The sequence below is a fragment of the Chryseobacterium sp. Mn2064 genome (assembly GCF_049319685.1).
Classification (GTDB): domain Bacteria; phylum Bacteroidota; class Bacteroidia; order Flavobacteriales; family Weeksellaceae; genus Chryseobacterium.
The window spans coordinates 172,219-193,710 of record NZ_JBMOUE010000004.1 but is presented as its reverse complement, the minus strand read 5'-3'; the positions used below and the strand labels follow the sequence as shown (position 1 = coordinate 193,710).

Sequence of the window (21,492 nt, the reverse complement as noted above, 5' to 3'; positions counted from 1 at the left end):
ATTCTTATCTTTTTGTTGATTTCAACGGGACAAAATTAGATCGGGAAAGTGCCGGCAGGTATTAGAAATCTATTAGAAACCTTATAGAAAACTATTAAAAAGGTTAATCTTTTCTGATAAAAGGAAAATATGAAATACCTTTGTACAGGGCTTTGAGGTCAGCTGAAAATCAACCTTTTGAAAATAAAATCACCACTGAAAAACAACCTCTTTATTCCCTTTATAGTTTCCTTATGAGAGTTTTAATTGTAGAAGATAATTCACGGGTTTCAAGTCTTTTGAAAAGAGGACTTGAAAGTCAGGAATATCAGGTTTATATCTCCGAAGATGCTGAAGATGCCATTGTTCTGTTGAATAAAATAACATTCGACCTGGCCATTACAGATATTATGCTTCCTAAAATGAATGGTATAGATCTTTGCAAACTGATCAAACAGCAACATCCTGATCTGCCTATTATTATGCTAACGGCTTTAGGAACCATTGATGAAAAAATTGAAGGATTTGATGCCGGAGCAGATGATTATATGGTAAAACCTTTTGAAATCAGGGAACTCTATGTAAGAATAAAAGCCATACTGCAGAGAAGATCAACGAAAAATAAGGAAGCCTATTTAACAGATTTAGAGTATCATGATTTAAAGATTGATAAAAAATTCAACCGGGTTTTCAGAAATGGAAAAGAAATAGAACTTACGCCTAAGGAGTTTAAACTTCTGGTTTTCCTTGTCAACAACGCAGAAAGAATTCTTACCCGTGAAGAGATTGCCGAAAATGTATGGGGAAATCATTTTGATACCGGAACCAATTACATCGACGTCTATATTGCCTATTTGCGCAAAAAGATTGATAAGGATTTTGATTCTAAACTCATCCACACCAAGCCTGGAGTCGGATTTATTTTTGCATCACAATTATGAAAATAGCAACCAGAACAGCCTTAATCTACGCGATACTTACAGCAGGCATTCTCTTTCTGTTTGCCTACGTTCTTTATTTTGTTTCTGAAAAAAACAGAGAAGATGAGTTTAATGACCGCCTTGGATATAAAGTGATATGGAGGTCAGAATTTATTTTTGATGTGAGAATCAGTGATGAAAAGATCCGTGAGCTTCACCGCCGTAATCAGACTTTGCTGAATGAAGCTGACATTAGTGTTTACAACAGTAAAAAACAACTGACATTTACAGATCTTCCTCCATTACAAAGCAATGAGAAATACCTGGATAAGATCATCAAATCCAATAAAAACCGAATTTTCTGGCAGCAGAATGACCGGCAGTATATTGCTGTTCAATTTGAATCCAACGGAGAAAAATTCTACATCATAGGAAGCGCAGAAGATGTTACCGGGAAGGCTCATATTGCAGAGTTTAAGAAAGATATCATCATTATTTACATCAGTTCTATTGTGGTGATTTTCATTATCGGATTTCTTTTTTCCTATTATACTTTAAAGCCATTGAAAGACATTATCCTTCAGATCCGTGATATTTCTGAACATAATCTGAATCAAAGACTGGATATTCCTAAAGCAAAAGATGAAATCTATGAACTCACTGAAACCTTCAATTCTACCTTTAACAGGCTTGAAAAATCATTCAACAATCATAAGCAGTTTGTGACAACCATCTCCCATGAGTTCCGTACGCCTCTTTCTACTTTAATTGCCGAGCTTGAACTTGCAAAGGAACTGAACGTAACGCTGGATGATTACAAACTTTCCATAGACAATGCCCTTCAGGATGCCAATCATGCTTCAGAATTATCTTCTGCCCTTCTGGATTTTGCAAGAGCAAGCTATGATGTCTCACAAATCAGCCTTGTGAATCTTCGTCTGGATGAAATTTTAGCGGAGGCAAAACTTGCTTTGATTCAGAAAAACATCCATTACAAAATCGGGATCAATTATATGGATGCTACAGATGATGAAGATGAAAACAATTATGACTTCTTTGGTAATCCTTATCTGCTTCAGGTGGCTTTCTCCAATCTTATGGAAAATGCCTGCAAATATTCTCAGGATAAGAGCTGCCATGTAGCAATAGAAACCAATTCAAAGTATATTAAAATACAGTTCATTGATCGTGGTATAGGGATTTCGGAGCAGGATCTTTTAAAAATTTTCGATCTTTTTTACCGCGGTTCCAATAAAAGCTTTGAAAAAGGCAACGGTATTGGCCTTTCTATTGTCAAGAGAATTGTTGAAATTCATGAAGGTAAGCTTTTTGTAGATTCCCAGGTTTCCCAAGGCACTACATTTACCATTGAATTTCCTTCAAAAAACAAAAAAGCAGTCTGATCAGACTGCTTTTTTTATTATGCTTTTAACCACTCTGAGGAAGAGAGATAATTCTGGTCCGGATAGTAAATAAACAGACAGTTTCTTCCTTTTATGGTATTAATGATGGGCTGTGTAAGCTCTCTTGGTACTGCGGGACATCCCCAGCTTCTTCCGATTCTTTTGTGCATCGCAGCAAATTCATCACTTACATAATTGGCTCCGTGCAGAACAATTGCTCTTCTGTACGCTGCATCATTATATCCTTTATCCATTCCTAGCAGTTTCAAAGAGTATCCGTTGTCACCTTGGTAAGTTGCATCTGTAATATAAAAACCTAAGCTGCTCTGTAACGAACTTTCCCTGTTAGAAAAATTCGTTGCAAATTCTTCGCCGGTATTTTTACCATGGGCAACCAATGAGTTAAACAGAATTTTTTTGTCTTCAAGATCAATGACCCACATTCTTTTTGTATTGGAAGACATAGAGAAGTCGCAAACCGTTAATAAATGTGACTCCTGGCTCAGCAATCCTGCTTTTTTTAGATTTTCAAAACCGGTCAATGCTTTTGAGAACACTTCATAATTCAATTCATGCTCAGGGTCAAATGCTATTGATTGGTACAATGCTTCTGATGAAGATACCGTTCCGGCATTCTTCTCAGATTTCGTGTCGTCCGCTACAGCTACTTTTTCAATTTTTGTTTTGAAATTTTCATTCTTTACCACCGTTCTTGGAGAAAGATAGAATGAAGTCGTAACCATGTAAACAAGGCCTACTACGCTATAAAATCCTTTCATTCAATAATATATAAATCCAAATTAGTGGGGCAAAATTATAAAAACATCATTACCCGGCAGGTAAAAACGAAAAAAGTTTAACGCTATTTAAGAAACTTTAACGTCCTGATTCTGTGAATTAAAAGGTTTATTTTTGAGAATCTGAGACAAATTCCAGGCTAATGGAATTCATGCAATAACGCAGTCCTGTAGGCTTTGGACCGTCATCAAAAACATGTCCAAGATGGGAATCGCAACGTTTGCAAAGGACCTCTACTCTTTCCATTCCGTAGGTTTGGTCTCTTTTATAATAAACCCCTTCTTTATCAGCTTCAAAGAAACTTGGCCATCCGCAGCTGCTCGCAAATTTTGAGGTGGAACGGAAAAGATGATTTCCACATACGGCACAATAATAGTCTCCTATCTCATCAAAATCGTTATATTTTCCGGTAAAGGCTCTTTCTGTAGCAGCTTCTCTGGCAATAGCATAGAGGTCGGGAGCAAGAATCTTTTTCCATTCTTCATTGGGAATATTAAGTTTTGTAGTGTCTGTTCTTGAGTAGTATGGATTGTTTTTTGCTTCTGTATTTTCCATAGGAGTGGTTTTAATGGGTTGATAGTTCTGTGTACAAGACTGCAGAACAATTAATATGATGATTGAAACTAAAGATTTCATTATTTATATTGGCTCTTACGACTTTACCCCGAAAAGGCTCAAAAGTTTTTGTATCTTTTATGGGTGAAATGCTCCTGTTAAGACGAACCGGTTTCGTAACCAAATTTAGTAAATATGAATGACGAAGCAAAAAGAAAACAGCTTAGAAAATATAAAGCATTTGCCACAGGATTATTTGTTCTGATGGCTGTTATTTTTATTACCACCACCATTCTACAGAAATCTAATCCTTCTCATTGGATCGGTTATGTACGCGCTTTTGCAGAAGCAGCTATGGTAGGTGCTTTAGCTGACTGGTTCGCAGTTACAGCACTCTTCCGTCATCCTCTTGGGCTTCCTATTCCTCATACTAACCTTATTGAAAACAGTAAGCAAAGACTGGGTGATAACCTGGGGAGTTTTGTAGTAGGCAATTTCCTTTCCCCTCAAAACATACGCCCTTATATTCAAAAGCTTAAGGTATCCAACTTTGTGGGAGAATGGTTGGGGAAAGAAAAAAGTCAGGAAATTCTGATTAAAAATCTTTCTGATATTGTTCTCGATATCCTTAATAAGCTTGATGATTCTACGGTAAGTCAGTTTATCAGCAAAAAAGTTTCTGAGATGACAGACGATATAAAGCTTAATAAAGTCGTAGGAACCGGGATTGGATATATTTTGGAAAAGAATGATCATCAGAGAATTATTACCAATCTTGCCAAACAGATTAAAGATTATATCCTTGCGAATGATGAAATGATCAAAAACCGGGTAAAAAAAGGCAGTTACTCATTCATTCCTTCTTTTGTAGATAATAAAATTGCGGATAAAATTGCGGACGGGTTGTCTGATTTTTTCAAAGAAATAGAAGAAGATCCCCAACATGGAGTACGGGATCTGATCACTCAAAAAATTTATGAATTCTCTGTAGACCTGAAGGAAGATCCCAAATGGGAGGATGAATTTAAAATCATCAAAAACGGTCTTCTGAAAGGAGATAAACTGGAGGAATACTCTAATGACATCTGGATTTCCATCAAAAAAACGCTGATGAAAGAATTACTGGAAGATCATTCTGCTCTTAAAAATTATCTCACCAAAAATCTGAATGAATTTGCACAGAATTTAAAAACAGACGAAAATCTTCAGAACAAAATTGACCATTGGGTTCGTGTAACGGCTTATAAATATATCCTTAAAAACACCCATCAATTCGGGAACCTCATCAGCAATACCGTTGGAAACTGGCAAGGGAAAGAATTGAGCGAAAAACTAGAGCTTGAAGTAGGAAAAGATTTACAGTTCATCCGGGTAAACGGTACTCTTGTAGGGGGTCTGGTAGGATTGATTATCTATACCATTGCTCATTTCTTCCTCTAAAAAACGATCAACTAACCATGAAAAAAATTTTTACTGTACTGCTTTATATAAGCTTTACATTTTTGTTCAGCCAGCAAGTTGAACTGAAAAAAGTGATTGATTCTTCACAAACTTTTACAGGAAAAATTGCAGACATTCCTATTACCATACAGCTTAATTATACAGGAGTTGTAGATTGCAATCAATATCAGCATTATGTGGACGGATGGTACTATTATGATAAGTATAAAAAGAAAATTCCGCTCACAGGAATTTATGATTATTATGGCAATCTGTCTTTATATAATTTTGGATCTCAGCAAAAACAAAAATCTAAAGTTTTCAAAAGCCGGATCACATCTCTTCAACAAGTAGAAAAAACCAATGAGATCGCACAAAAATTGCTTCCCAAAGAAAGCATTATACTGGAAAACGTTTCTGTAATAACAAAGCCAGTTACCGGACATTTTTATTTTGATAAAAAAGTTCAGCCCATCGCTATGTCTACCCGCAATGTAATGATCTATCGTTTCAACAATTATCTGTTTTTACCCAATAATAAAAAAATAAACACCTATGATATCATCAATAAAACGGGAGGAAACGAGCTAATTTCATACACTTCGGGAGAAAATGGCAACAGAGTTCTATTATATTTTGATGAACCTTCCAATCTGAATGCCTGTGGACAATGCGGAGCAAGTGACGGAGAAAAAGGATACAGAATACTTTACTTCACCAAAGACTGGAATTATAAAAGTTATGAAGAATTTCCTATTGAAAGCTGTTGGGATTCCATGTACGACACCACAAAAACAACTTCTACAGATGGAAAAACGATAGAATATAAAATAGGTCAATCTGATTCTCTACCAGCTCATACTCTTACGATAAATATTTCCAATGCATCTGTCACAAAATCAAAATAAAAAAGAGAACCAAATTGGCTCTCTTTGTATGACTAAGTTTATTTATTTCTTAATTTTCTCCAAATATTAGGATAAAAATCCGATGTTCCTATTCCCAGTTTCTTTGTTTGAGGAAATATCGCCTGGGCAAGAGGAATAGAAAAGATCTGTAAAAAGATCAGGAGGATAATATTATTATTTCCTTCTTCTTCGCGAAAAAGAAAAAACAATATAGTTCCCGTGATCAAAGCAGCTAATATGACCATTAGTCTTTTCATACTATCTTGGTAATCTGGTTGCTCTTTTCAGTATTTCTTTATTGATCTCGTTGATCAGTTCAGGTCCTTCGTAGATAAATCCTGTGTACAACTGAACAAGGCTCGCTCCTGCATCCAGCTTTTCAATAGCGTCTTTTGCAGAATGTATACCTCCAACTCCGATGATCGGGAATGCTCTATTGCTTTTATCAGAAAGGTATTTGATCATTTTTGTACTTCTTTCACGAATCGGCTTTCCGCTCAATCCTCCATTTCCTATCTGTTCCAACACTTCAGGAGAAGTTTTCAGACCTTCTCTGTTCACAGACGTATTGGATACAATCACTCCATCAATTTTTATTTCTGCAATAAGCTCAACAATTTCATCTAACTGATTATTATTCAGATCCGGAGCAATTTTAAGGAGTATAGGTTTCTGTACCGTTTTGGTCTGATTTATTTTCTTCACCTCGGTAATCAGCTCACGTAGATACTCTACATCTTCCAGTTTTGCATGGCTTCCTACATTTGGACAGCTCACATTCAGTACAAAATAATCTACATGAGGATGAAGCCCTTCAAAACAATCTAGATAATCCTGAGTATAATTTTCCGGAGCTGTATTGGTGTTTTTTCCTATGTTCCCTCCGATGATTATTTTCCCTTTATTTCCTTTTAGCTTTTCAATAGCCGCTTCAAGACCATCGTTGTTGAAACCCATTCTGTTGATGATTCCACCATCTTCAATGAGACGAAACAATCTTTTCTTAGGATTTCCAGCTTGAGCTTTTGGGGTTACCGTTCCAATTTCTACAAATCCGAATCCCAGATCTCCCAATTCGTTAAATAAAGTAGCATTTTTGTCGAAACCGGCAGCTAGCCCTACGGGATTTTTAAATTTTAATCCAAAAACTTCTCTTTCCAGACGTTTGTCTTCAATAGGTTTTGGGAAAAACAGCTTGGTAAGAAATCCAAAATTTTTAAGCATTGAAAATGTAAAATGATGAACTTCTTCAGGATCAAATTTGAAAAGGATCGGGCGAATGAGCGATTTGTACATTGAAAAAAAGTTTTACAAAAATACTCATTTTAAAATTAATCATAGATTAACGTATGATTTTTTATCAAAATACCTGATATATAGTATCTATAAGCAAGAAACAATTTGTGTAGGCTGCAAATGAGTAGCTCTTTTAACGCTACGATCGGAAAGAAATATGACCATCCTGAAAACATTTTTGTTCGCAAGGGCGTTTCACTAAGCCAAGTACGAGCTATCTGCCTTTGCTGAACGAAGTGCCTTTGCGAACGGAAAGAAAAACCATCTATTAGTTAAATTTTGCGAACATTGCATTAAAACAATAGGCAGAATCTGTATACGATTCAAACGAGTAAGTTCTTTTTAACGCTACAATCGCAAAGAAACATCATCATCCTGAAAACATTTTTGTTCGCAAGGGCGTTTCACTAAGCCAAGTACGCGCTATCTGTCTTTGCTGAACGAAGTGCCTTTGCGAACGGAAAGAAAAACCATCTATTAGTTAAACTTTGCGAACATGCCGTTAAAAAACACGCAAATCAATATCTTAATTATTTCTGAATGGAATAATATAATTGGAATCCTTCACCTTGACAAGGTGAGGGTAAAAGGATATAATTGTTGGGTTAAAATTAGGAATATGAACTCAGATCAAATTTCAAAATATCTCCTACTCTTTTGAACTCTTCATCTATAGTCGCATTTACTGTAATTCTTTCATTAGAAATAGGATGATTAAAAATCAACTGGTGAGCATGAAGCGTCATTTTGCTGATCTCAAATGTTTGAAGCCACAGCTTATTCTGTTTATTACAGCCATGTTTTCTACAACCTAAAATAGGATGGAGAATATGTTTAAAATGTTTTCTAAGCTGATGAAATCTTCCCGTTTCAGGAATAGCTTCTACCAAAGAATATCTTGAAGTCTGATGTTTTAAAAAAGGTAGATCGATTTCTGAAGTCTGCAAACGGCGGTAGTAGGTAACTGCATTTTGCTTGACTTCATTTTCATTCACCAAGTCATAATCAATCGTTTCTTCTTCTTTTGTCCAACCACGAAGAATGGCCAGGTATTTTTTCTCGACCTCACGTGACGCAAACTGTTCACTCATGATTCTGAGGGTATCTTTATCTAAAGTGAACAGAAGAACTCCTGAGGTTTTTCGATCCAATCGGTGTACAGGATACACTTTTTGCCCAATCTGCTTTTTCAGCTCCTGAATAGCGTAAGTATCTGCTTCTCCCGCATAGAAAGATTTATGCACCAGTAATCCGCTGGGTTTGTTAATGGCAATAATATGCTCGTCACGATAAAGAATTTCTAACATGGTGCAAAAGTAGAAATTTTCGACCGATATAGCCCTGATTGCAACGGCATCCTTTTGCGAAGCAAAAGATACAGTGAAAAGCAGGTTCCAGGCTCCTGTAAAATTAAAATGTAAATATTTGTACGTTTATTAACTGCTTTTTTTATTGAAACTCATGATTTTGATTCCAAATTCATATTTTTGCATTTCAGACGTTAAAAAAATTATGGCAAAGCAAGAAGATGTTTTCAAGAAAGTGATTTCTCACGCTAAAGAATATGGTTTTATTTTCCCATCGAGTGAAATCTATGATGGTTTATCCGCTGTTTATGATTATGGGCAGAACGGGGCAGAACTAAAAAATAATATCAAACAATATTGGTGGAAAGCGATGGTACAGCTTAACGAAAATATTGTGGGTATTGATTCGGCAATTTTGATGCACCCAACGACATGGAAGGCATCAGGCCACGTAGACGCTTTCAACGATCCATTGATTGACAATAAAGATTCTAAGAAACGTTTCAGAGCAGACGTTTTGGTAGAAGACTATTGTGCTAAAATTGAAGATAAAGAGAACAAAGAAATAGAAAAAGCAGCGAAAAGATTCGGAGAGGCTTTCGATAAAGATCAGTTTGTTGCTACAAATCCAAAAATTATTGAATATAGAGCCAGAAGAGAAGCGATTCTTTCAAGACTGGCAAAATCTCTTGAAAATGAAGATCTTGCTGATGTAAAAGCTTTGATTGAAGAGCTTGAAATTGCAGATCCTGATACGGGTTCTAAAAATTGGACAGAGGTAAGACAATTCAACTTGATGTTCGGAACAAAACTGGGAGCTTCCGCAGATTCTGCGATGGATCTTTATTTAAGACCTGAAACAGCTCAAGGTATCTTCGTTAACTTTTTGAATGTTCAGAAAACTTCACGTCACAAACTTCCTTTCGGTATTGCACAAATTGGTAAGGCATTCAGAAACGAGATTGTTGCAAGACAGTTTATCTTCAGAATGCGTGAATTCGAACAGATGGAAATGCAGTTCTTTGTTGCTCCGGGTACAGAACTTGAATTCTACGAGCAGTGGAAGCAAAAACGTCTGAACTGGCACAGAGCTTTAGGTTTGGGAGATGAGAACTACAGATTCCATGATCATGAAAAATTAGCTCACTATGCGAATGCAGCAGCTGATATCGAATTCAACTTCCCATTTGGATTTAAAGAGTTGGAAGGAATTCACTCAAGAACAGATTTCGATTTAAAAGCTCACGAAGAACATTCAGGAAGAAAACTTCAGTTCTTCGATCCTGAAAGAAACGAAAACTATGTTCCTTATGTAGTGGAAACTTCAGTAGGTTTAGACAGATTATTCCTTTCTATATTCTCTCATTGTTTAAGAGACGAAGTATTGGAAGATGGTTCAGAGAGAACTGTTTTATCTTTACCTCCGGCATTAGCACCAATTAAAGCAGCTATTCTTCCATTGATGAAGAAAGACGGTTTAGCAGAATATGCAGAAAAGATCTTCAACGATCTGAAGTATGATTTCAACTTGTTCTACGAAGAGAAAGATGCCATCGGAAAACGTTACAGAAGACAGGATGCTATTGGTACTCCGTATTGTATCACTGTAGACCACGACTCTTTAACGGATCATACGGTAACCATCAGAGACAGAGACACAATGCAGCAGGAAAGAGTTCCGGTTTCAGAGTTGAGAAGAATCATTGATGAGAAAACGAACTTCAGAAATTTACTTTCTAAAATATAATGTAAGAGCCCTGGTTTCAGGGCTTTTTTTCTTTTTCGAAAATTAGATAAAAACATACCACAAAAATTGTTATTTTTAGCAGATTAAAAACTAAAACTAATAACAATCATGAAAAAACTAATTATTTCTTCACTGGCTGTGGCAGTGCTCTCAAGTTGTGTATCTAATGACAACCCTGCCGATCACAGAGACAATACCAAGAATAACAATAACGGCAGCAATGGCAACAGTGCTTTTCGCTTACTGAAAAAAGGAACCGAAGTTATTCCCGGAAAACCATCCTATGTGGTAGAATATAAATATGATGGAAATAAAATACTGGAATCCTACAGTACTTCCGACGATAGTAAAATTGTTTACACTTACAACGGTGATTACATTTCTAAAACGGAAGAATTTGTTGGAGGAGTATTGGTTCGTATGCAAGAATTTACTTACGCTAATGGAAAATTAGTGACTGAAAAAGTAACTGACAAAGAGCAAGGCACCCTTGTTTATACTAAAAACTATCAGTACGTTACTGATACTCATATAAAATTCAATGAATATAAAAGCGGAACTTACAATTCCGCAACAGGAACCTATTCAAATCTGGTATTTGCTCAGGCTGATGCTTATCTAAGCAACAACGGCAATATTGCTTCAGTCTCTTACACCCATAATGGAACGACACACAATATTGTCAACACCTATGATACTTCCCATAATGCAATGAAAAATGTAAAAGGCTTTATTGAATTAGCCATAACAGATGTACACGATGGGCAACTATCCTATAATAATCTATTAACTCAGACCGAGACTTATTCTGGTGCACTTAATGGAGCCAACAAAATTACCGCAGTTCATACGATTAACAGTGATAATTATCCAACCAAAACAGTTAACACATTTGACATTACGGGCTATGGAACAGCCCTTACCACTTCACTTTATGAATACTACTAGACCTTATTTTATATTTTAGATACTAAGCCCAGGGATTATTTCAGGGGCTTTTTATTTTTTCTCAGAATATCTCTTAATTTATTATTTTTATCCATCAAATTGTAACCATGAAAAAAATAACTTTAGTGGTGTTTGGATTATTCCAGGCATTGGCATTTGCCCAAACTCAGGACCTTACTTCTTTGGCTTCCGGAGATCATGTGGGCATGAATGCCTTATTCGATGACAAAGACAATCTTTACGGCTACGTTTCATTATATTCTTACGGAAAATCAGGAGATAAAACCAAAAAGTTTGAATATGTTATTCTCGACAAAAACCTCAACCCCGTGGCCAATAAAGAATTTGAAGGAGACATCACCGCAGCTTCCTATAAAGGGTATGTAGACTTTAAAGGACAGATCATTCTGAAACCTTCCTATATGGATTATTCTCTGGTAAAAAGTAAAGAGGTGTTCACACCCGTTTCAATGGTTATAGATCCGAAAACAAATACCATTACGAGAAAAATATATTATGATTATCTTGAAGACGGTACTTTCAAAGAAATCAACGAGCCGAAAAGCTGGAAAGAAATGCGTAAGGAAAATCGTGACGAGAAAAAGGAAAAAGGATACAACTATGTTTCTGCAGTAGGAGAACTGAAAGAGGGTGGTTATTTCGCCGTTGAATACAAAGATTACGGAAAATACGAAAACAGCAATAGCCTGATCAGGTTCGATGACAACAAAAAAGAACTTTGGAGATATCAATATAATACTGACGGAAGCAAGAAGATTTTCACCACCCTATCCGTTCTGGAAAGGGATGAAAACTACATGTACTGCATCATGAAAAAAGTGAACGATAAGCAGAAAACATTCAGCCTTCTTGCTATTGATATGAAAACCGGAAAAGAAGCCTCCAATAAAAAAATTGAAGGAACCCTATCTGATGATACCCTTGATAATATTGAGTCTTTCTACTCCGATTACAGAAAGCTTGATAACGACAAAACCTTTGATGATAAATTCGTTCTGTTAGGCAGAAATTATGACCGCTCAGAATCGGTAGGTTTCGCCAGAATGATGGTTAACAAATCAAACTTTGCGGTTGATACCAAAGTGATCAATTTTGAACCGAATGTTTCAGCTTTCCTTCCAAAAGTAGATAAAAATGGTTATGTAGAGAACGGTTATTTCCTCCAGACTAAAGATATGTACTTTATGAACGATGGAAGCGTAGGCATTCTATCTGAAAAGTATAAACCTGCAGGCCAATACAATGCTCCCAAAACCACAGATCTTGTTTACATTTATACAGACAAAGATTTCAAGGTGAAAAATGTTCAGGTTTTTGAAAAAGAAAAATCGAAATGGGTAAACAGTGACTATCTCTTTTCACAGTACCTCAACGGAGGAAAAGATGTTGTGTTTTTCTACCGCGATTATCAAAAGGATGAAGTTACCAGGCAGAAAAGATGGAATCTCTTCATCAATACAATTATTGACGGAAAATTCAAACAGGAAATTATCCCCATTTCCGAAAAAGATAACTACACTGTTATTCCTTACGTAGGAAAAGAGGGTTATATTTTGCTTCGTGAGTACAACGAAAAGGAAAAATTCAATAAGATCCGTTTGGAGAAATTAAATTACTAGCATACAAGAAAAAGCTGTCTCAAAAGTCAAAGTACTTGAAATTTGAGACAGCTTCTTTAATTAGCGATCAACTTATAGAATCAGTTTGCTTTCGCTATTGTTTCATTCGTCTTATAAAAGTCTGCAATATTCTTTATTTCATCAAGACTTAAATTCCACATAAAATTCAGAAACTGCTGATAGCTTTCACTTTGGTTTTTAGGTTCTATCCTATCCAGATACCGGTTGAGATTGTAGTTTTTCCTTGCTTCATATATTTTAGAAAAACATTTTCCCAGCCAGCTTTTATAATATTTCTCTTCCTCCTCATCCTGCAAAAACTGCATTGCAGCGTAAATTCCAAGCCCATAATCTTCGGAGTGAAAATAATTCGGTAACGCTTCCATCCGTGCAACCTTTTTTAATGTCACAAACAGATCGGACGGTTTTTCCGGAGTTACAGAAGTCTTAAGTTCCGTAAATGTTTTTTTCAACTGATCTATTCTTCTGGACATTTCCGGATGTGAAGACAGAGAATCCTTATTCAGTTTCTCTTTATAGAAGTTATAATTGTAAAGCGAAAAGTCCTCTTTTTTCATCCATTTATCATTAAATGCCTGCTTCGGAAGATCAAAAAGTTTTTTATAGGTTTCTATCTTCAAGGCTCTGGGCGATATCGTATCAAAATCTTCCAGCTTCTGAAGAGCATTTACATATTCTCCTTTCTTAAAATCGCTGTTTCTAAAAATAACATATCCCAAAGAATCCGCCTGCATTTCATTCTGCCTTCTCTCTACACCTTTTTTGTAAATGGTATTCTTAAAAATATCAAAAGCTTTCTGGTTTTGACTTTGGCTTCTCTTTTCTGTAGTCGATTTTATATTCTGAACTGTGATTTTATCCAGATTATCCTGTTCTATGATTTTTAAAAATGTTTTAAAAGAATGATCTTCTATTTTGTGCCCCAATTCGTGGGAAATAACAGCCGCAATCTCCTCTTCATTGTTCAGCCAGCCGTAGAGCCCCATATTGATCACAAACGTTCCGTCAGCAAGGCAGTAAGCATTAGGTGTATTATCCTTTGCTATTAAAATTTTCAGATCCTGAGGAACCTGGGGATTATTTTTTTTAAGACGTTGAATAAGAGACTGAATACTTGTCTCAAAATCAGATTTAAAGATAAAATCTTTATTTTTTACCTGCTTTTCGAAATCCGTTCCAAAATCTTTATAAATTTTAGAGAGCTCAGACAACGTTTTCCCGGAATATTGTGACTTTATTTTTTTTATTGTGGCTTCATTATTCCCTGTAAATTTTATCAAAAATGCTTTTCTCTGTGTATAATCTGCTGTATCTATAGGTTTATATAGCTGTGCAATTCCCATCACAGAAAGAAAAAGGCACCATAGTGCAATGAGTTTTCTGGTCATATTTTTCATCAATAAAAGCAAAAATAACTTATTTGCGGGTTCATTGTAATTTTTATATTCAAATTATTCTAAATTTGTTAAGAACCGATTCATGAAAAAATGAGAATACTAAAATATATGATAGGCGGAGCTGTAATTGGCGCTACAGCAGCTTACTTTTTAGGATACGATTATTTATTTAGTGGGATATCCAAAACCTATCTCAAAGGGAAATCCAGTGCTTATATTGACGATGGAAATCTTTTTCCCAGCAATCCTATTGCTACAGAGGAACCGATACTTTGGGAAGAAGATCCCGGATATAACAAAACAACGTTACCTAAACATTTAGTTGATGACTTAAATCATTCCAAAACAGCTGCTTTTGTAGTAATCAAAAATGGTAAGATTCTTCATGAACAATACTGGGGCGACTATAATCAGCTTTCTCAGACCAATTCTTTTTCCATGGCCAAAGCAGTAACAGTTATGCTTCTGGGAAAAGCTCTTGAAGAAAAACTGATCACCAGTATTGATGATCAGTTTTCAGATTTCTATCCTGAATTTAAGGAGAAGAACTTTGGTAATCGGGCCACTCTTAAAAACCTTGCCCAAATGGAAGCCGGACTGGATTGGGATGAAAATTACAACAATCCGTTTCTTCCCAACGCTAAAGCTTATTATGGTAAAAGTTTGACAAAAGCCGTATTTTCAAGAAAGTTCAAAGAAGAGCCGGGAATACATTTTGAATATCAGAGCGGAGCCACTCAACTTCTTGGCTTTGCATTAAAGAAAGCTTTAAATAAACCCTTAGCAACCTATTTATCCGAAAAATTCTGGATCCCTCTGGGAATGGAACAAAACGCTAAATGGACAACAGATGATTACGGAATGGAGAAAACGTATTGCTGCATTCATTCCAACGCGAGAGATTTCGCCAAGCTCGGACAACTGTTTTTAAACAATGGAAAAATGGGAGATCAGCAAATCCTTAATTCTGATTTCATAGAAAAGATGAGAACTCCAACTGAAAAATCGGAATATATATACGGAATGGGGCTTTGGATCAATCATGATAATCCTATTAAACATTATTATTTTCTGGGATTACAGGGACAGTATATTATTATGGTTCCTGAGCATCATATGGTGATTGTAAAAACAGGAAGCTACGCCAACAATCCTAAAAATGACCGGGGAAGACCAGATCAGGTAAAATTTCTTGTCAACGAAACGGTAACATTATTTCAATAGAAAACGATGGAAAAATACTCCTCAAAAATAGATTCTTATATTGAAAAATCGCAGGATTTTGCTAAACCCATATTACATTATATCCGTGAAACCGTTCATGAATTCTGCCCGGAAGCGGAAGAAACCATGAAGTGGAGTTTTCCTCACTTTATCTACAAAGGAAAAAATCTTTGTGCTGTGGCTTCTTTTAAGCAGCATTGTACTTTTGGATTCTGGCTGGAAAAGGAAATGAAAACCATGCAGGAGATCACTCAGGAGATTGAAAAAAATTCTATGTTCAGCTTGGGAAAGCTCACCCGGGTTGAAGATCTGCCATCCAAACCTCAGCTTAAAAAAGCGATTCAGGAAGCCATGGAACTTACAGATATGGGAGTTACGATGAAAAAAGCAGCTCCTTCCAAAACGGAAATGGAAGTTCCCGATGATTTTCAAGCGGCATTACAGGTGAATCAGCAAGCTTTAACGGTGTTTGAAAAAGCTTCACCCTCATTCAGAAAGGAATATATTTCCTGGATCGTAGAGGCTAAAACAGAGACAACCAGAAGTAAAAGAATGGCACAGGCACTGGAATGGATTTCGGAAGGTAAAGGGAGAAACTGGAAGTATGAGAGGAAATAGATATAAAAATAGCAGATACTTTGTTAAAATGCCTTTCTAGTGAAATCTAAAATTCGCTTCCGGCAACGTATTCTTTTTCAAAAAAGCTTCATATTCGGGAGAGAGTTTTGCACGGCCAAACGTATTTTCTCCGCTCATACTTCCCAAACGGACTTTATCTTTACCATATTTTCGGTTCATGGCATCCATGGCTTTCATCACAGGAAGATGCTGATTTTGTGTATCTTCTTCAAAAAGGCTGATCTGCCGTTGATCTTCAGGAACAAAATCATTTACCATCACTCCTGCTCTTTTGTAATAAAATCCGTCTCTGTAAATTTCTTCAAAAAGTTCATTCACGACTCTTCCTATTAAAATAGAAGAATTGGTAGGGTTAGGAAGAACTCTTGAAAGGGCATTTCTATACTCTGGAAGGTCTTTTCTGAAACGATTCGTCTGTACAAAAACAGTGATCATTTTACAACAGGTATTCTGTTTTCGCAACCTTTCTGAGCAATACATCCCAAAAGTTTCTACCCGTTCCCGAACTTCTTCTTTTTGGGTAAGCATCTGCATAAAGCTCCTTGTTACTGCAATTGACTTTTTGGGAGATGGTTTATCCAGTTCCAGCTGACGAACCCCCTTCAATTCATTGATCATTCTTACCCCATGAATTCCCATCATTTTTCTAACCCACATTTCAGGTTTCTGAAGAAGGTCCCAAGCTTTGTATATACCACTATCATTCATTTTGGCGGCAAGTTTTCGCCCAATTCCCCATACATCTCGTATGTTGAGCCACTTCAGGGCTTTTTCAATTTTTTCAGGGGTATCTAGAATATATACACCATTAAATTTATCAGGAAAATCTTTTACGATTCTGTTGGCAACTTTACATAAGGTTTTAGTGGATGCAATTCCTATACTTACAGGGATGTTTTCTTTTTGAAAAATATCTTCCTTAATGGTAAGACCATATTGATAGATATCGATATACTTATACCCTGTCAAATCGAGGAACAGTTCATCTATACTATAAATTTCATACTCTAAAACATAAGATTTAGCAATATTGATGACCTGTTGGCTTTTGTAGTTATACAGCTCAAATTTGGCGGAAAAGCTTTTCACATTATACTCCTGAAAGAGATCTTTATATTTGAAAGCCGGTGCTGCCATAGGGATTCCAAGATCTTTTGCTTCTTTGCTTCTGGACACAACACATCCGTCGTTGTTGGAAAGAACCACAACGGGTTTGCCTTCCAGTGTAGGATCCAGCGTCCTTTCACAGGAAACAAAAAAATTGTTGCAATCTACGAGAGCATACATAGCAATAGAATGTGTAAATTCTATACAAAATTATTGTTTTTAAGGAATAAAATAATCTTTTAGAACAGAATTAACACAATATTTAACACGCTGAAAAACAAATAAATAAAATTATTAAATACGACAAGTTTTGTCGCATTAGCTTTTTAATTTAGCATTTAAAAAACTATTACTAAACTCACTTATAAGATTTATAGTACTATCATCTTCAAGCGTTCTTCTTCCAGATCAATTTGATATAGCTGATGACGTATGATCTCTTCATTCACCGTAATATCTTTATTGAGATCTAACAAAAACTTTCTCTGACTTTCTAACATTTCAAAAAGTACCGCACGAACACTCTCATCCATCCAATCTGTACTGTTGGCCTGATTTTTTTCTTCCCAATGTTTCAGTATTCGTTCCATACCGGCATGGCTGTTTAGCTCGCTTTCATGCTTGTTTTTAAGGAAATGATAAACGTGCTGTTTCAGCTTTTGCTTTACTTCCTGCTTGGCCTGCTTTTCTTTTTCTTCATCTATAAAATCATCAAAGGCATGACCATACTTTATAAAGTAAGGCAATGTAAGCCCCTGAACCAAAAGTGTAAGCAGAATAACCACAAAAGTAATAAAGAGAATAAGATTCCTGTTGGGAAAAGGAGTTCCGTCTTCCAGAGTAATAGGAATAGCAAGAGCGGCGGCTAAAGAAACAACTCCTCTCATTCCTGTCCATCCCAATAAAAGAGGCATCATCAATCTCCTTCGGAAAGAGGACGCTCTGGGAGCAACACTTCGCCGAAAGATCAAAGTGGCAACCATTGCTGCATATGAGCTTATAATACGGGCAGCAATAAGAATTCCGGTTACCCAAACTCCATACTTGATGGCAATTCCCAGCGGAATTCCTTCAGAACGAAGACCGCCAACAATTTCAGGAAGTTCTAACCCTATGATTAAAAATACGATACCATTCAGAATAAAAACAAAACTCTCCCAGACACTATATCCTCTTATGCGGCTCGTACTGTTTAAAAAGATCATCCGCTTATTCGACATATACAATCCTCCACATACTACGGCAAGCACTCCGGAGCAGTGAACCTGCTCTGCAATCCAGTACATCAGATAAGGTTCAATGAGGGTTAATGCAATATCAGAGGAAGCGTCTGTAGGAAGGCGTTTGTGTGCCTGAACAAAAATCCAACCCAGTAAAAGGCCTATTCCTGCTCCTCCTATTACCATCCATACAAAATCCAGAGAAGCTTCCTGCCAGACAAATTGCCCGGTTCCTACTGCAATGAGTGCAAAACGGAAAATGATCAGAGAAGAGGCATCATTCAGTAAACTTTCTCCTTCAAGAATAGCTGAAGTTGTGGTAGGAATTTTCACGAATTTCATAATGGCTCCTGTACTTACGGCATCAGGAGGAGAAACAATTCCACCCAGCAAAAATCCTAGTGCAATAGAAAACCCGGGAATAAAATAATTAGCTGCTACCGCCACAGCCAAGGCCGTAAAAAATACTACCAGAAAAGCAAAGCTTCCAATGATACGCCACCAACGCCTCATTTCTTTAAAAGAGATAGACCAGGCTGCTTCAAATAACAATGGTGGCAAAAAAATGAAAAAGATAAGGTCCGGATTGATCTTCACGACGGGTAAACCGGGGACAAAACTAACGAGTAATCCAAATACGACCAATAGAATCGGATAGGCTATTTTTAGTTTTGTAGCCCACATATTCAATAAAACAATAGCCGCAATCATGGCCAGAAAGAATGGTAAAATCGTATGCATTTAATATTGTGTTTTTTATCAATCATATTTACTACTTCTATTTGATTTTTAAAAGCTAAAAATGATTTTTTTATATTTTTTTGATTTTAAGCTCTCTTAATAATGTTTAAAATTTCAATTAAACACGTCAAGTTTCGTCGCTTATCTGATGTATTTTTGCTTAATAACAGTAAAAATTATGGATAAAGTAACATTAGAACGAATTCAGAAACTTCACCCAATAATAAGGGAGGAAGTCAAGCAGATTATAAAAGAGTGTGATGAAGCGCTTACCGGACGCGCAAAGATCAGAATTACCCAGGGATTAAGGTCTTTTGAGGAGCAGGAAAAGCTATATGCAATCGGGAGAATTACCTCTGGAAAAAAAGTAACCAACGCAAAGGCAGGACAAAGTATTCACAATTATGGCCTGGCAGTGGATATCTGTCTTATGATTGATGGAAAGACCCCAAGTTGGGATACGGCTAAAGACTGGGACAATGACAAGGTTGCCGATTGGTATGAATGTGTGAAAATCTTTGCCAAGCATGGATGGGATTGGGGTGGAAACTGGAAAACATTCAAAGATCTTCCTCATTTTGAGAAAAAGACAATTCCGTCTAAAAAAGGTCCAGTGAAAACAAGTTGGAGAACGCTTTTGAAAATGCCAAGAGACAAAGAAGGCTATGTAATATTTTAAAATTTCATCCTTGTGACTATTTATTTAAAAAAAACGGTAAGAGCGACTCCTTATTATTTATCAAAAGGAAAACATATTAAATAAATAATTTTTCAAATTATGGCAAATAGATACCTGCATTATTTCAAGATTACTGCGGATATACATTCTCAAAAATAAAAAAACAATCAAAAACATAAATCACTGATTAAAAGCAACTTATTCTCAATAAAACTCATTGAAATTCTTTATAATACGACAAGTTCTGTCGCTTCCCAGTCCTATCTTTGCTTTAGAAGAAAACAACAAAAAAGCAATAAAAATCTAAGTACAAAATCAGAACATTCTTCTCGTAAATCAATTGATTTTGCAGATTTAAGATTGTATATGTGTCCTTTTAAAAAAACTATTAAAAATATCACATGAAAAAGACAACCATTCTTTCTTTGGACGGGGGTGGAATAAGGGGAATTATTACCTGCATTATTCTGCGCTACATAGAAGAGCAGCTACAGCATCATGATAAACCTACAGCTAAACTTGGGGATTATTTTGATCTTGTGGCAGGCAGCAGTACAGGAGGTCTGATTGCTTCTATTATTCTATGTCCCGATGAAACCCGAAAAGCAAAATATTCTATCCAGAAAGGGCTAGAACTGTATGCGGAAAAGGGCGGCGACATCTTCCAGGTTTCTTTTTGGGAAAAACTGGTGAATCCATTCGGATTATTGAATGAAAGAATTTCTCAGGAAGCTCTTGAGAAAAACTTAAATGATTTTTTTGGAAATTTAGAATTAAAAGAATTAATAAAACCATGTCTAATAACAAGTTATGATATAGAAAACAGAAGAGCAAAACTTTTCAACTCATGGGAAGCCAACCTCAGCACTGATAATTTTTATGTAAAAGATGTTTGCAGAGCGACTTCCGCAGCACCTACTTACTTCAGCCCGGTTCAGATCAAATCTATGTATGGGCAGATATTCAGTTTGATTGATGGAGGAATGTTTGCCAATAATCCGGCATTATGTGCCTATGCAGAAGCAAGAAAGATCCCTTTCGCAGAAGTATTGAAAAATCATCAGAAAGCAAATCATCCTGGTGTAAATGATATGATCATTATTTCCATAGGAACAGGAATCGAAGCACGCCCTTATCCTTTTAAAAGATTGGAAAAAGCGGGGAAAATAGGTTGGGTAAGTCCAATCATTGATATTTTAATGTCTGCCAATGCAGAAACAGTAGATTATCAACTGGGTCAGATGTTTCAGACTCTGGGACTTAGAAATCAGAAAAATTATATCCGACTGAATCCTTCTCTTAAAAATGCCTCTCCCGCAATGGATAACGTAAGAAGATCAAACATTGAAAACCTGATCCAGGCAGGACTAAGCTATATTGACGATAACAGAGAAACATTGAATCAAATTGTTCAGAAACTCATCAAAAATAAAATATAAGCTTTTAACCTTATAAATAGATAATATAAGTTCTAAAGATTATATTAAAAAAAATGGAAAACATTTTTTAACACGTCAAGTTTT

19 protein-coding genes are annotated in these 21,492 nt (G+C 36.1%); 11 read left to right on the top strand and 8 right to left on the bottom strand.

Going from position 1 to position 21,492, the window contains the following annotated elements; translation table 11 throughout:
• Nucleotides 1-233 precede the first annotated feature (233 nt).
• Nucleotides 234-920 carry a response regulator transcription factor gene (locus tag ACL9RH_RS16040; protein WP_422694373.1) on the top strand — a complete coding sequence of 229 codons (687 nt, stop codon included), beginning with the start codon at nucleotides 234-236 and terminating at the stop codon, nucleotides 918-920.
• Complete coding sequence (locus ACL9RH_RS16035) at nucleotides 917-2,302, top strand: HAMP domain-containing sensor histidine kinase (RefSeq protein ID WP_422694372.1); 1,386 nt, start codon at nucleotides 917-919, stop codon at nucleotides 2,300-2,302. Before ACL9RH_RS16040 ends, ACL9RH_RS16035 begins: the two co-directional genes overlap by 4 nt.
• Nucleotides 2,303-2,319: 17 nt before the next feature.
• On the opposite strand, the gene ACL9RH_RS16030 is transcribed toward ACL9RH_RS16035, so the two are convergent.
• Both ACL9RH_RS16030 and msrB read right to left on the bottom strand, forming a co-directional pair.
• Nucleotides 2,320-3,081, bottom strand: a complete 762-nt coding sequence (locus ACL9RH_RS16030; RefSeq protein WP_422694371.1) for a murein L,D-transpeptidase catalytic domain family protein — start codon at nucleotides 3,079-3,081, stop codon at nucleotides 2,320-2,322.
• Between the two features lie 127 nt (nucleotides 3,082-3,208).
• On the bottom strand, nucleotides 3,209-3,736 hold the full coding sequence (gene msrB, locus ACL9RH_RS16025) for a peptide-methionine (R)-S-oxide reductase MsrB (protein WP_422694370.1): 528 nt from the start codon (nucleotides 3,734-3,736) through the stop codon (nucleotides 3,209-3,211).
• A gap of 114 nt (nucleotides 3,737-3,850) precedes the next feature.
• Between msrB and ACL9RH_RS16020 the strand changes: the two genes are divergently transcribed.
• Together ACL9RH_RS16020 and ACL9RH_RS16015 are read left to right on the top strand one after the other, a co-directional pair.
• Entirely contained in the window at nucleotides 3,851-5,095 is a 1,245-nt protein-coding gene (locus ACL9RH_RS16020) for a DUF445 domain-containing protein (protein WP_422694369.1), read from the top strand.
• Nucleotides 5,096-5,112: 17 nt separating this feature from the next.
• Nucleotides 5,113-6,003 (top strand): hypothetical protein, encoded by an 891-nt coding sequence (locus tag ACL9RH_RS16015; protein WP_422694368.1) that lies wholly within the window; start codon nucleotides 5,113-5,115, stop codon nucleotides 6,001-6,003.
• Nucleotides 6,004-6,041: 38 nt separating this feature from the next.
• Here ACL9RH_RS16015 and ACL9RH_RS16010 read toward each other — a convergent pair whose 3' ends face one another.
• The 3 genes from ACL9RH_RS16010 to ACL9RH_RS16000 all read right to left on the bottom strand — a co-directional run bounded on the left by ACL9RH_RS16010 (nucleotide 6,042) and on the right by ACL9RH_RS16000 (nucleotide 8,606).
• The gene (locus tag ACL9RH_RS16010; RefSeq protein WP_422694367.1) at nucleotides 6,042-6,260 is read right to left on the bottom strand and encodes a hypothetical protein; all 219 of its coding nucleotides are present in this window, start codon (nucleotides 6,258-6,260) and stop codon (nucleotides 6,042-6,044) included.
• Between the two features lies 1 nt (nucleotide 6,261).
• Nucleotides 6,262-7,299, bottom strand: coding sequence for a quinone-dependent dihydroorotate dehydrogenase (locus tag ACL9RH_RS16005; RefSeq protein ID WP_422694366.1), 1,038 nt, complete (start codon nucleotides 7,297-7,299; stop codon nucleotides 6,262-6,264).
• Between the two features lie 611 nt (nucleotides 7,300-7,910).
• Nucleotides 7,911-8,606: a pseudouridine synthase gene (locus tag ACL9RH_RS16000; protein ID WP_422694365.1), complete on the bottom strand. Its 696-nt coding sequence runs from the start codon at nucleotides 8,604-8,606 to the stop codon at nucleotides 7,911-7,913.
• Nucleotides 8,607-8,811: 205 nt separating this feature from the next.
• Here ACL9RH_RS16000 and ACL9RH_RS15995 point away from each other — a divergent pair, with 205 nt between their 5' ends.
• The 3 genes from ACL9RH_RS15995 (at nucleotide 8,812) to ACL9RH_RS15985 (ending at nucleotide 12,941) form a co-directional block, all read left to right on the top strand.
• Nucleotides 8,812-10,353, top strand: coding sequence for a glycine--tRNA ligase (locus tag ACL9RH_RS15995; protein ID WP_422694364.1), 1,542 nt, complete (start codon nucleotides 8,812-8,814; stop codon nucleotides 10,351-10,353).
• 108 nt (nucleotides 10,354-10,461) lie between these two features.
• Nucleotides 10,462-11,301, top strand: a complete 840-nt coding sequence (locus ACL9RH_RS15990) for a hypothetical protein (protein WP_422694363.1) — start codon at nucleotides 10,462-10,464, stop codon at nucleotides 11,299-11,301.
• A gap of 107 nt (nucleotides 11,302-11,408) precedes the next feature.
• Entirely contained in the window at nucleotides 11,409-12,941 is a 1,533-nt protein-coding gene (locus ACL9RH_RS15985; RefSeq protein WP_422694362.1) for a hypothetical protein, read from the top strand.
• Nucleotides 12,942-13,021: 80 nt separating this feature from the next.
• On the opposite strand, the gene ACL9RH_RS15980 is transcribed toward ACL9RH_RS15985, so the two are convergent.
• Nucleotides 13,022-14,350 (bottom strand): M48 family metalloprotease, encoded by a 1,329-nt coding sequence (locus tag ACL9RH_RS15980; RefSeq protein WP_422694361.1) that lies wholly within the window; start codon nucleotides 14,348-14,350, stop codon nucleotides 13,022-13,024.
• 99 nt (nucleotides 14,351-14,449) lie between these two features.
• Here ACL9RH_RS15980 and ACL9RH_RS15975 point away from each other — a divergent pair, with 99 nt between their 5' ends.
• Nucleotides 14,450-15,583 carry a serine hydrolase domain-containing protein gene (locus tag ACL9RH_RS15975; protein WP_422694360.1) on the top strand — a complete coding sequence of 378 codons (1,134 nt, stop codon included), beginning with the start codon at nucleotides 14,450-14,452 and terminating at the stop codon, nucleotides 15,581-15,583.
• A gap of 6 nt (nucleotides 15,584-15,589) precedes the next feature.
• Nucleotides 15,590-16,201, top strand: coding sequence for a YdeI/OmpD-associated family protein (locus ACL9RH_RS15970; RefSeq protein WP_422694359.1), 612 nt, complete (start codon nucleotides 15,590-15,592; stop codon nucleotides 16,199-16,201).
• Nucleotides 16,202-16,237: 36 nt separating this feature from the next.
• Here ACL9RH_RS15970 and ACL9RH_RS15965 read toward each other — a convergent pair whose 3' ends face one another.
• Both ACL9RH_RS15965 and ACL9RH_RS15960 read right to left on the bottom strand, forming a co-directional pair.
• Nucleotides 16,238-17,509, bottom strand: a complete 1,272-nt coding sequence (locus ACL9RH_RS15965) for a DUF4113 domain-containing protein (RefSeq protein ID WP_422694358.1) — start codon at nucleotides 17,507-17,509, stop codon at nucleotides 16,238-16,240.
• Between the two features lie 191 nt (nucleotides 17,510-17,700).
• Nucleotides 17,701-19,290 carry a Na+/H+ antiporter gene (locus tag ACL9RH_RS15960; protein ID WP_422694357.1) on the bottom strand — a complete coding sequence of 530 codons (1,590 nt, stop codon included), beginning with the start codon at nucleotides 19,288-19,290 and terminating at the stop codon, nucleotides 17,701-17,703.
• Nucleotides 19,291-19,468: 178 nt separating this feature from the next.
• On the opposite strand from ACL9RH_RS15960, the gene ACL9RH_RS15955 reads away from it, so the two are divergent.
• Nucleotides 19,469-19,969: a M15 family metallopeptidase gene (locus ACL9RH_RS15955; protein ID WP_422694356.1), complete on the top strand. Its 501-nt coding sequence runs from the start codon at nucleotides 19,469-19,471 to the stop codon at nucleotides 19,967-19,969.
• 401 nt (nucleotides 19,970-20,370) lie between these two features.
• Nucleotides 20,371-21,408: a patatin-like phospholipase family protein gene (locus ACL9RH_RS15950; protein WP_422694355.1), complete on the top strand. Its 1,038-nt coding sequence runs from the start codon at nucleotides 20,371-20,373 to the stop codon at nucleotides 21,406-21,408.
• Nucleotides 21,409-21,492: the final 84 nt, after the last annotated feature.